At 60.9% G+C, this 11,132-nt stretch carries 11 protein-coding genes and 1 pseudogene; 7 read left to right on the top strand and 5 right to left on the bottom strand.

Annotated elements, in window-relative coordinates; all coding sequences use genetic code 11:
* Positions 1–333 (bottom strand): annotated as a pseudogene (locus tag WBR57_RS28900) (energy transducer TonB); the annotation flags it as partial.
* Positions 334–335: 2 nt separating this feature from the next.
* Positions 336–743: an ExbD/TolR family protein gene (locus WBR57_RS28895; RefSeq protein ID WP_105698825.1), complete on the bottom strand. Its 408-nt coding sequence runs from the start codon at positions 741–743 to the stop codon at positions 336–338.
* 190 nt (positions 744–933) lie between these two features.
* On the opposite strand from WBR57_RS28895, the gene WBR57_RS28890 reads away from it, so the two are divergent.
* Positions 934–1,488 (top strand): GNAT family N-acetyltransferase, encoded by a 555-nt coding sequence (locus WBR57_RS28890; RefSeq protein WP_424088752.1) that lies wholly within the window; start codon positions 934–936, stop codon positions 1,486–1,488.
* A complete protein-coding gene (locus WBR57_RS28885) occupies positions 1,485–3,059 on the top strand; it encodes an alkaline phosphatase D family protein (protein ID WP_424088750.1) in 1,575 nt (524 codons plus the stop codon). The genes WBR57_RS28890 and WBR57_RS28885 overlap by 4 nt, the downstream gene beginning before the upstream one ends.
* A 38-nt stretch (positions 3,060–3,097) precedes the next feature.
* Here WBR57_RS28885 and WBR57_RS28880 read toward each other — a convergent pair whose 3' ends face one another.
* A complete protein-coding gene (locus tag WBR57_RS28880; RefSeq protein ID WP_424088748.1) occupies positions 3,098–3,724 on the bottom strand; it encodes an alanyl-tRNA editing protein in 627 nt (208 codons plus the stop codon).
* A 90-nt stretch (positions 3,725–3,814) separates the two neighbouring features.
* Here WBR57_RS28880 and WBR57_RS28875 point away from each other — a divergent pair, with 90 nt between their 5' ends.
* Complete coding sequence (locus tag WBR57_RS28875) at positions 3,815–4,762, top strand: LysR substrate-binding domain-containing protein (RefSeq protein ID WP_424088747.1); 948 nt, start codon at positions 3,815–3,817, stop codon at positions 4,760–4,762.
* On the opposite strand, the gene WBR57_RS28870 is transcribed toward WBR57_RS28875, so the two are convergent.
* The gene (locus tag WBR57_RS28870) at positions 4,763–5,170 is read right to left on the bottom strand and encodes a PA2817 family protein (RefSeq protein ID WP_305458814.1); all 408 of its coding nucleotides are present in this window, start codon (positions 5,168–5,170) and stop codon (positions 4,763–4,765) included.
* 75 nt (positions 5,171–5,245) lie between these two features.
* The gene (locus WBR57_RS28865) at positions 5,246–7,693 is read right to left on the bottom strand and encodes an acyl-CoA dehydrogenase (protein WP_424088744.1); all 2,448 of its coding nucleotides are present in this window, start codon (positions 7,691–7,693) and stop codon (positions 5,246–5,248) included.
* A gap of 158 nt (positions 7,694–7,851) precedes the next feature.
* Here WBR57_RS28865 and WBR57_RS28860 point away from each other — a divergent pair, with 158 nt between their 5' ends.
* The 4 genes from WBR57_RS28860 (at position 7,852) to WBR57_RS28845 (ending at position 11,027) form a co-directional block, all read left to right on the top strand.
* The gene (locus WBR57_RS28860; protein ID WP_424088742.1) at positions 7,852–8,511 is read left to right on the top strand and encodes a transglutaminase-like domain-containing protein; all 660 of its coding nucleotides are present in this window, start codon (positions 7,852–7,854) and stop codon (positions 8,509–8,511) included.
* A gap of 55 nt (positions 8,512–8,566) precedes the next feature.
* A complete protein-coding gene (locus tag WBR57_RS28855; protein ID WP_424088740.1) occupies positions 8,567–9,184 on the top strand; it encodes a glutathione S-transferase family protein in 618 nt (205 codons plus the stop codon).
* 134 nt (positions 9,185–9,318) lie between these two features.
* Positions 9,319–10,251 carry an ABC transporter ATP-binding protein gene (locus WBR57_RS28850; RefSeq protein ID WP_122539128.1) on the top strand — a complete coding sequence of 311 codons (933 nt, stop codon included), beginning with the start codon at positions 9,319–9,321 and terminating at the stop codon, positions 10,249–10,251.
* Positions 10,248–11,027: an ABC transporter permease gene (locus WBR57_RS28845; protein ID WP_122539127.1), complete on the top strand. Its 780-nt coding sequence runs from the start codon at positions 10,248–10,250 to the stop codon at positions 11,025–11,027. Before WBR57_RS28850 ends, WBR57_RS28845 begins: the two co-directional genes overlap by 4 nt.
* The last annotated feature ends 105 nt before the right edge of the window (positions 11,028–11,132 follow it).

The raw sequence follows: 11,132 nt of genomic DNA, 5'->3' as shown, positions 1-11,132 counted from the left end.
AGGTGCAGGCGCAGGCTTGGCGACCACCGGCTTGGGCACCGGTTTCGGCTTGGGCTTGGGCTCAGGTTTTGGCAGCGGCTTTGGCGGCGGTGGCGGCGGTAGCGCGGCTTCGGCTTCTTCGTCCTCGATCACCGGCGGTGGCGGCGCTTGTTCCACCACCGGCTCCGGGATCACTTCCGGCTCTGGCTCCACCAGCGCCAGCTCCACCGCCGACTCGTCATAGACGGGCTCGACCTTCAACGTCTGGGACTGAATACCCAGTGCAATCAGCACCAGGGCGATCAGGGCCGGCACACTGCCGAGCAGCTGACGCGCACGAAACAGGACGTACATGATCAGGACTTACGCGTGGCGATGGACACGGAGGTAAAGCCACCCACGCGCAGGGTGTCCATTACCTCCACCAGGCGCGAAACCTCTACGCCTTTGTCGCTGTTGACGATGATGGTCGACTTGGTGTCGGGCTTTTCGGCAGCCTTCAACGCCGGCACCAGCGCATCGACCGTCAGGTCCTTGCCATCCAACTGCAGTTGGCCTTCGAGACCCAGGGTGAGGATGAATTTGTTCTGTGGCTTGAGCTGTTGCGAACTGCTGGCACTCGGCAGTTGGGTCTTCATGCCGAGGGCCGGAATCACGTTCAGGCTCACGAGCACGAAAAACACCAGGAGGAACATCATCACGTCGATCATCGGGATCAGTTCGATGTGCGCCTTGCGTTTTTTCGGTTCGTCCCAGGTTCTCATTCCGTTACCCCGTTATTGAATTAGGGGCGACACGCTAACAACCGAAAATGACCGATTGGTTAACTTTTATTGACGTTTTGAGCGCTCTAGGACGCGTCTTACAGAAGACTCGTCAGTCGGTTTGGTGACGTAACAGAATTGAAACCCGGCGGGGCCATTCTCAAAAACTTTACATCGAGGGTCCCCAAAAATGACGCGTGAACTGCCACAGTTTTCTACCCCGCGACTGTTAATGCGGGCACTGGAAAACCACCAGGCCCAGACGTTGTACACCCTCGCCAACGGCCCGAAGATCGCCGACAACACCGCGAGTATCCCGTCGCCCTACACGCTGGAAACGGCGCTGGATTTTATCGAGGGCATGCAGGAGAAATTTCACTCGCTAGGGTTGTTGAGCCTCGGTGTACATGTGCGCGACAGCGGCGCGTTGATCGGTATCGCCAGTTTGCGCATCAATGCGGCCCATCACTATGGGCACCTTGGCGGCTGGACGGCGGCAGATGCGCGCAACCTCGGGTATGCGACCGAGGCAGCGACCGCGCTGATGGACTACGGCTTTGCCGAGCTCGGCCTTCATCGTGTGGGCAGCCAGTGCTTCAGTCGCAACAAGGAGTCGGCACGGGTCATGGAAAAGATCGGTCTGCAGTACGAGGGCTGCCTGCGCGGGGCGTTCCTCAAGAACGGCGTGCATGAAGACATGCTGGTGTTCGCCACCCTGCGTGAGGACTGGGAGTATCGGCTGTGAGTGGCGAGGTAGATCACGGTCGGCGCCGGGTACTCGCCGGGCTCGCGGTGGCCACCACCTTTTCGATCCTCAGCCCGTTTGCCCGCAGTGCCGGAGTGGATTATCCGTTCACCCTGGGCGTGGCCTCCGGAGACCCGCTGTCGGATGGGTTTGTAATCTGGACGCGCCTGGCGCCGCTGTTCAATGCCGCGGACGGTCGCGGTGGCTTGAGGCAAACGGTGCCGGTGCGCTGGCGGGTCGCCAGCGATGCGGCGATGACCCGCGTGGTGCGTCAGGGCGAGGTCACGGCCAGCGAGCGCTGGGCGCATTCGGTGCATGTGGAGGTGACGGGGCTGGAGCCGGGCAGGCCGTATTGGTATCAGTTCGAAGGACTCGGCGCGCAAAGCCCGTTGGGCCAGTCGCGCACGGCGCCAGCGGTGCATGCGATGACGTCGGCGCGCTTGGGGTTTGTCTCGTGCTCCCATTGGGAGCGTGGCTATTTCAGTGCCTATCGTCATTTGGCGCAGGAACAGCCCGACCTGGTGTTCTTTCTTGGGGACTACATCTACGACAGTTCCTACGCGGCAAATTCGGGCAAGATTATTCGCTCCCATGGCAGCAGCACTGCGGTGAGCTTGAGTGACTACCGCAACCGCTATGCCCTGTACAAAACCGATCCGGACCTGCAAGCCTTGCATGCCGTAGCCCCCAGCGTCGCGACCTGGGACGATCACGAAGTGCAGAACGACTACGCCAACCGCTGGTCCCAGGACCCGAAGATCCCGGTCGGGCAATTTCTGCAGCAACGGGCTGCGGCTTACCAGGCCTATTACGAACACATGCCGCTGCGTGCCAGCAGTTTGCCCAAAGGACCGGACATGCGCATTTACCGGCGCCTGGACTACGGGCGGTTGGCCCGTTTCCATGTGCTGGACGGCCGACAGTACCGCTCCGAACAACCCTGCATCTTGGCCAATGGCAGTCACCAGGGGCATATCGCCGACAACCTTTGTCACGATTTGCGCGACCCCGGTCGCACGATGCTCGGTTGGCAACAAGAAGCCTGGCTGGATCAGGGCTTTGCCCAGTCGAAGGCGCAGTGGAACATCATCGCCCAGGACCTGCTGGTCGCGCCGCTGACCCAGCGTGACTTGACCAGCCACAAGCCGGGGCGCTGGACCGATGGCTGGGATGGCTATATGGCCAACCGCTCACGGATGCTGGCGTCCATCGAGCGCAATCGGGTTGGCAACCCGGTGTTCTGGGGCGGCGATATCCATTCGTTCTGGGTGACGGACTTGCATGCCGATGGTACCAATCTTGATTCGCCGGTGGTCGCAACGGAGTTCGTCGGCACGTCGGTGACATCTGATGGGCCGCCCTTTGAGGCGTTCAGCAAGATCCTGCCGCTCAACCCTCATGTGAAGTTTTTTGACAGTCGCCAGCGTGGTTATGTGTCGGTGGAGGTCGAGGCGCATCAGATGCTGACACAGTTGCGCGTGATCACCGACCCGCGCGATCCGGCAGCGACGGTGTCGACCCTCAAGTCGTTTGTGGTGGAGTCGGGCCGAGCGGGGGCTATTGCGTTGTAGGGGATAACTGCGCCTTTTTGTGGCAGTCCGGTGGCGTGTCAGTCGATGTCGTAGCGCACCGACAGCGCGCCCTTTTTTTCCGACAGTGCCAGGATCGTCACCCGCCCCAATTCGCTCAGCGCCTGGACATGGGTGCCGCCACAGGCATAGGCGGGCAGTTCGCCGAAGCCGACTTCTCGGGTACCGTCTTCGAGGGTCATATGGCGCGTGTAGTCAGCGGCAATCCACTGGTTTATTCGTTGTTGAATCGCTTCGGCGTCCATGACTTGCGCGGCTTCGCCACGGATGAAGGTGATCTTGCCTTCGCCCGGCCAGTGATGGGCCTTGATCGGCATCCAGCCCAGGGTCTCGCCCACGTTGCCGATCAAATGCCCGGCGGAATGCAGTCGAGTGTGCAACGCGCGACGTTGTTCATCGACCCGCGCCTGGATCGGGCCTGGTTCCAGCGGGCGGTCGACGTAGTGCACCACGCGATCGCCTTCCTGGGTCACGCGTAACACGTTGCTGTCGGCCAGCCAGCCAGTGTCGAAAGGTTGCCCACCGCCCTGGGGGTGAAAAATCGTCGACTGCAGGACGACCGCGAACTGGTCCTCATGGGGTGTGCAACTCAGCACCTCAAGCTCGGCGGTGAGGTGGTCGTGGGTGAAAAACAGGCGCTCGGTCATTATCTACATCCGCAATCAAGGTTCTGTCGCCAGTATAAATAGTGCGCAGATGGGTGATAATCCGCTCAATTATCAATGGACCTGTGCGCTATGAGCATCAATCTTCCGTTGCCGCTGCTCGGCGAGATGGCGATTTTCGTCAAAGTGGTTGAAACCGGCAGTTTCTCCGAAGCGGCCCGGCAACTGAGCGTTTCGCCCTCCGCAGTCAGTCGCAGCATTACGCGCCTGGAAAAGGCCTTGGCCACCCGCTTGCTGCAACGCACCACGCGTAAATTGCGCCTGAGCGAGGGCGGCGAAGAGGTGTTCAAACGTTGCCAGGAGATGGTCAGTGCGGCGCGCTCGGTGATGGAAATCAGCGGCCAGTTCACCCATGAGGCCGAAGGGCTGGTGCGGGTCAGCGTGCCCAAGGCGGTGGGGCGTTTTGTGGTGCACCCGCATATGCCGGAGTTCCTGCGACGTTACCCCAAGGTCGATGTGCAGTTGATCCTGGAAGACCGGCATGTGGACCTGATCGATGACAATGTTGATTTGAGCATCCGCATCACCGACAGCCCGCCGCCGGGGCTGGTCGGGCGGCAATTGTTGCCCATCGAGCATCTGTTGTGCGCGACCCCGCATTATTTGGCGGAACACGGTACGCCGAGTCATCCCCATGATTTGCTGGAGCACAGTTGCATTTACCTGGGGGAGACGCCGGGGGATTCACGCTGGAAGTTTCGTCAGGCGGGGAAGGCCGTGACGGTGGGCGTGCGCGGGCGTTACGCGGCCAATCACACCGGGGTGCGGCTGGATGCGGTGTTGCAGCACGTGGGCATTGGCAGCCTGCCGTACTTCACCGCGCGGCATGCGTTGGAGGAGGGGCGGCTGGTGCAGGTATTGCCGGCGTGGGACTTTATTGCGTCCTACCATGGCGAAGCGTGGTTGCTGCATTCGCCGACGCGGTATTTACCGCCGAAGTTACGGGTGTTTATTGATTATCTGGTGGAGTGTATGGCGAAGGAGCCGACATTGCGTCGGCTCCTTCCTGTGGCGCGTTGATCAGTGTTTGCTCTGGTCTAGGGGCATGGCCAGCAGCTGCTTTTCCTGGTTCCAATCGAACGGTTCATCGTTCTGTTCGGCTTCAAAGCGACGTTCTTCCAGGGCCTGGTACAGGTCCAGTTCCTCGTCGGGCATGAAGTGCAGGCAATCGCCGCCGAAGAACCACAGCAGGTCGCGCGGCACTAGGTGGGCAATTTGCGGGTAGCGCAGGATGACCTGGCTCATCAGGTCCTGGCCCAGGTATTGGCTTTCGATCGGGTCGATCGGCAGCAGGGCGCGCAATTCGTCGAAGCGCTCCAGGAACAGGGTGTGGCTTTCCTCGGGTACCTGTTCGGCTTCGCCGACGGCAACCAGGATGCTGCGCAAGTGGTCGAGCAAGACGAGATGATCGGCAACGACGTTGGACACGAGATAAGTCCTCTAAAGCAAAAACGGGCGCGAGAGTATATGCCTCTCGCGCCCGTTTTTATATGACCGCTCGACTCAGCGGACCTTACCCTCGGCCTGTGTCAGGTCTTCCTTGCTGAAGTCATCCACGTCGATCACCTTGCGCCGCGCCGCCTCGGCGTCGCGCAGGGTTTGCGCTTCGGCCGGTTGCAGTACGCCCGCGTTCAGGGCTGCGTCGATGGCGTGTTCGCCGGCAGTGGGTTTGACCTGGCCGCTTTTAAGCGCCGCATGCAGTTTTTTCTGCAACGGGTGGCTGGCGCCGAGCAGGTCGTAGGCATGTTGCAGTGCGCCGACTGGATCTTCCGCCGATTGCGGGCGATAGCAGCCGGCCAGCAATTCTTCCAGGGTCGGGTCGCCTTTGGCGCGACCGATCACTGCGGCCACTTCGGCATCCAGTGCATCGGATGGCCCTTTGTGACGACGCCCGAACGGGAACACGATCACGCGCAGCAGACAGCCCAGCACCTTGTTCGGGAAGTTGCTCAGCAGTTCGTCCAGCGCACGCTCCGACTCCCCGAGGCTTTCCTCCATGGCCCAGGCGAACAGCGGCTCCAGGTGGTCCGGTGAGTCCAGGTCGTGATAACGCTTGAGCGCCGCCGACGCCAGGTACATGTGGCTGAGCACATCCCCCAGGCGCGCAGACAGGCGTTCGCGACGCTTCAATTCACCGCCCAGCAGCATCATGCTCAAATCAGCCAGCAGGGCGAAGGCCGCAGCCTGGCGGTTCAATGCGCGGAAGTAACCCTGGCTCAAGCGGTTGCCCGGGGCTTTCTCGAAATGGCCGACGCCGAGGTTCAGCACCAACGTGCTGGCGGCATTGCTGACGGCAAAGCCGATGTGTTGCATCAACAGCCCGTCGAATTCCTTCAGCGCCTGGTCATGGTCTTCGCGACCGGCGAGGGCCATTTCCTTAAGCACGAAGGGGTGGCAGCGAATGGCGCCCTGGCCAAAGATCATCAGATTGCGCGAGAGGATATTCGCGCCTTCCACGGTGATGAAGATCGGCGCGCCTTGCCAACTGCGGCCGAGGTAGTTGTTCGGGCCCATGATGATGCCCTTGCCGCCGTGCACGTCCATGGCGTGGCTGATGCACTCGCGACCGCGTTCGGTCAGGTGATACTTGAGAATCGCCGACAGCACCGAAGGCTTTTCGCCCAGGTCGACGGCATTGGCGGTGAGCATGCGCGCACTGTCCATCAGCCAGGCATTGCCGCCGATGCGCGCCAGGGCTTCCTGGATACCCTCGAAGGCCGACAGCGGCACATTGAATTGCTCGCGCACCTGCGCATATTGGCCGGTCACCAGGCTGGTGAACTTGGCGGCGCCGGTGCCCACGGCGGGCAGCGAGATCGAGCGGCCTACCGACAGGCAGTTCATCAACATCATCCAGCCTTTGCCGAGCATCTCCTGGCCACCGATCAGGTATTCCAGGGGGATGAAAACGTCCTTGCCGGAGTTGGGGCCGTTCATGAAGGCGGCGCCGAGTGGCAGGTGACGGCGGCCGATTTCCACGCCAGGGGTGTCGGTCGGGATCAGCGCCAGGCTGATGCCCAGGTCTTCTTCTTCACCCAGCAGGTGGTCGGGGTCATGCGCCTTGAAGGCCAGGCCGAGCAGCGTCGCAACCGGGCCGAGGGTGATGTAGCGTTTTTCCCAGTTCAGGCGCAGGCCCAGGGTTTCCTTGCCTTCCCATTCGCCTTTGCAGATTACGCCGGTGTCGGGCATCGCGCCGGCATCGGAGCCGGCCAGCGGGCCGGTGAGGGCGAAGCAGGGGATGTCATCGCCACGCGCCAGACGCGGCAGGTAGTGGTTGCGTTGCTCGTCGGTGCCGTAGTGCAGCAGCAGTTCGGCCGGGCCGAGGGAGTTTGGCACCATCACGGTGGACGCCAGGTCGCCGCTGCGGGTGGCGAGTTTCATCGCAACCTGCGAGTGGGCATAGGCGGAGAAGCCCTTGCCGCCGTATTCCTTGGGAATGATCAGCGCAAAAAAACCGTGGGTCTTGATGTGCTCCCACGCGGCCGGCGGCAGGTCCATGGCCTGGCCGATTTCCCAATCGCTGACCATCGCGCAGAGTTCTTCGGTAGGGCCGTCGATGAAGGCCTGTTCTTCTTCGGTCAGTTGGACCTTGGGGTAGGCCAGCAACTTGTCCCAGTCGGGGCGGCCGCTGAACAGCTCACCATCCCACCATACGGTGCCGGCATCGATGGCATCGCGCTCGGTCTCGGACATCGGCGGCAGGACTTTCTGGAACCAGCTGAACAGTGGCTTGGTGAAGTATTGGCGGCGCAGGTCGGGCAGCAGCAGGGGCGCGGCGACGACCGCGATCAGCAGCCAGAAGATCAGCAGCAGCCAACCCGGCGCGTGGCTCCAGGCGCCCATCGCCAACAGGTAAACGGCGACCACGCCCAGGGCGGGCAGGGGGGCGACGCGGCGATGTGCCAGGTAGGCAATGCCGACCACCAGAACCAGTATCCACAACAACAGCATATTCAATCCTCCGTGAAACCAGGGGCGAAACCACCATGGAGCTTAGTCGGCATCCGAACAAGCGGGGTGATCAGGGTGTTACGAGATTTGGCCGAATCGTCGTTATCTCCCTGGCCGACCTGTCGTTAGACTCCAGGCTTCCTTCGGAGATAAAGCTCATGGATACGTACCTGAGTCCCAGCCGCTTCATCGATAGTGACCACCCTGCGGTGGTGGAGTTCGCCGAGAAACACCGTGGAACCCATACGGATTTAAGTGACCAGGCAGTCAGCCTTTATTACGCCGTGCGTGAGGCGATTCGCTATAACCCCTACACCTTCAGCCGCGACCCAGGCACCCTGAACGCCAGCTTCGCGCTGGCCGCCGGCGAAAGCTACTGCGTGCCCAAAGCCACCTTGCTGGCTGCCTGCGCCCGACACTGCGGCATCCCCGCACGCATCGGCCTGGCGGATGTGCGCAATCACCTGTCGACGCCGCGCCTGATCGCCTTGCTCAAAAGCGATGTGTTCGCCATGCACGGCTACACCGAGTTGTTCCTCGATGGCCGTTGGGTCAAGGCCACGCCGGCGTTCAACAGCCAACTGTGCGAGTTGTTTGACGTGCCGCCGCTGGAATTCGACGGCATTAACGACAGCGTTTTCCACGCATTCAATCGCCAGGGCCGGCGGTCAATGGAGTATGTGCGCGACCACGGGCAGTTTTCCGACGTGCCGGAGGCGTTTTTCTTCGAGCATATTCAGCAGTGTTACCCGCACCTGTTCGCCGAGGGGCTGCCAGAGTTGTTGGGCGATATGCACATAGATTTAAGCCGCGGGTGAACCGGCGTATGCTGCTGCGTTCATCAAGCCATGTTCATCCACATAAGGCGCGGTCATGCTGAAGATCTGGGGTCGTAAAAATTCATCAAACGTCAGGAAAGCACTGTGGTGCGCCGAGGAGCTCGGCCTGGACTATGAGGCGATTGATGCGGGCGGGGCTTTTGGTGTGGTCGACACGCCGCACTATCGGGCACTGAACCCCAACGGCCGAGTGCCGATGATCGAAGATGGCGACTTTGTGCTGTGGGAGTCGAACACCATCGTGCGCTACCTCTGCGCCAAGCAGGCATCGAGCTGGTACCCGAGCGACTTGCAGGCGCGGGCGAATGCCGAAAAGTGGATGGACTGGACCACCTCGACCCTCGCCGAGCCATTCAAGGCGGTGTTCTGGGGCATTCTGCGCACACCGGCGGAAAAGCAGAATTGGGACAGCATCAATGCCGGGCGCAAAGCCTGCATCGAGGCCTTGAGCACCGTCGATAAAGCCCTGGCTGCACAGCCTTACCTGTCCGGCAACGAAATCGGCATGGGCGATATCCCCTTGGGCAGCTTTATTTACGCCTGGTTTGAAATGCCCATCGAACGCCCTGCAATGCCCCACCTGGAGGCCTGGTACCAGCGCCTTCAACAGCGCCCGGCCTACCGCAAAGCGGTGATGACCGCGTTGACTTAATACCTACTATTAATACGGGCGACTGTACTTGTGCGGCGCGGGCAAGCACCATGTTTGTCATGCGCCGCCGTTGAACTACGTGGGCTGCGCCCTCATCTACTGTTTCTATTCCCTTCTTTGGTGCGTATTCCGATATGAGTTCCGCTCTGTCCATCCGGCAGCTAACCAAAACCTACGGCAACGGTTTCCAGGCCCTGAGTGGTATCGATCTGGACGTTGCCGAAGGTGACTTCTTCGCCTTGCTCGGCCCAAACGGTGCCGGCAAATCCACCACCATCGGCATCCTCTCGACCCTGGTCAACAAGACCAGCGGCTCGGTGAATATCTTCGGCCATGACCTGGACAAATCCCCGGCGGCGCTCAAGCGCTCCATCGGCGTGGTGCCCCAGGAATTCAACTTCAACCAGTTCGAAAAGACCTTCGACATCGTCGTGACCCAGGCGGGCTATTACGGCATCCCGGCGAAAATCGCCAAGGAGCGCGCCGAGCAATACCTGACCCAGCTCGGCCTGTGGGACAAGCGTGACGTGCCGTCGCGCTCGCTGTCCGGCGGCATGAAGCGTCGCTTGATGATCGCCCGCGCGCTGGTGCATGAGCCGCGCCTGCTGATCCTCGATGAGCCCACTGCGGGCGTGGACATCGAGCTGCGTCGTTCTATGTGGACCTTCCTCACCGAGCTGAACGAGAAGGGCATCACCATCATCCTCACCACCCACTACCTGGAAGAGGCTGAGCAGCTGTGCCGCAACATCGGCATCATCGACCACGGCACTATCGTCGAGAACACCAGCATGCGTAACCTGCTGGGCCAGTTGCATGTGGAAACCTTCCTGCTCGACCTGAAAAACAACCTGACGGTGACCCCGCAATTGCTCGGCTACCCAAGCCGGCTGGTGGACAGCCACACCCTGGAAGTGCAGGTGGACAAAGCCATGGGCATCACTGCGCTGTTCACCCAACTGGCGGCGCAGAACATTGAAGTGCTGAGCCTGCGTAACAAAACCAATCGCCTTGAGGAGTTGTTCGTGTCCCTGGTGGAGAAAAATCTGGCGAAGGTGGCGGTATGAGTTCCGAACTGCAACCCAACCTCGTCGCGCTGCAAACCATCGTCTATCGCGAAGTGAAGCGCTTTACCCGGATCTGGCCGCAAACGTTGCTGCCGCCGGCGATCACCATGGTCCTGTACTTCGTGATCTTCGGTAACCTGATCGGCCGCCAGATTGGTGACATGGGTGGTTTCACCTACATGGAATACATCGTGCCGGGCCTGATCATGATGTCGGTGATCACCAACTCCTACGGCAATGTGGTCTCCAGTTTCTTCGGCAGCAAGTTCCAGCGTTCCATTGAAGAATTGATGGTCTCGCCGGTGTCGCCGCACACCATCCTGATCGGCTACACCGCAGGCGGCGTGCTGCGTGGCCTGATGGTCGGGGTGATCGTGACGCTGCTGTCGCTGTTCTTTACCCACCTGCAAGTGCATCACCTGGGCGTCACTATTCTGGTGGTAGTGCTGACCGCGACGATCTTCTCGCTGCTGGGCTTTATCAACGCTGTGTTTGCACGCAACTTCGATGACATCTCGATCATCCCGACCTTCGTGCTGACGCCGCTGACCTACCTGGGCGGGGTGTTCTACTCGATTACCTTGCTGCCGCCGTTCTGGCAGACCGTGTCGCTGGCCAACCCGGTGCTGCACATGGTCAACGCCTTCCGCTACGGCATCCTGGGTGTGTCGGATATCAAGATCAGCGTGGCGATCACTTTCATGATTGTGGCCACGATTGTCTTGTATATCGGCTGCGCGCGGTTGCTGGTGAGTGGGCGTGGGATGCGTACGTAAGCCCTGACCCTAGTCCGGTCAACAATGTGGGAGGGGGCTTGCCCCCGATAGCGGTGTTTCAGTCACTGAATAAGTTGACTGATCCACTGCCATCGGGGGCAAGCC

The organism is Pseudomonas sp. (assembly GCF_049590575.1).
GTDB lineage: Bacteria > Pseudomonadota > Gammaproteobacteria > Pseudomonadales > Pseudomonadaceae > Aquipseudomonas.
This window is presented reverse-complemented; position numbering and strand designations above follow the sequence as displayed.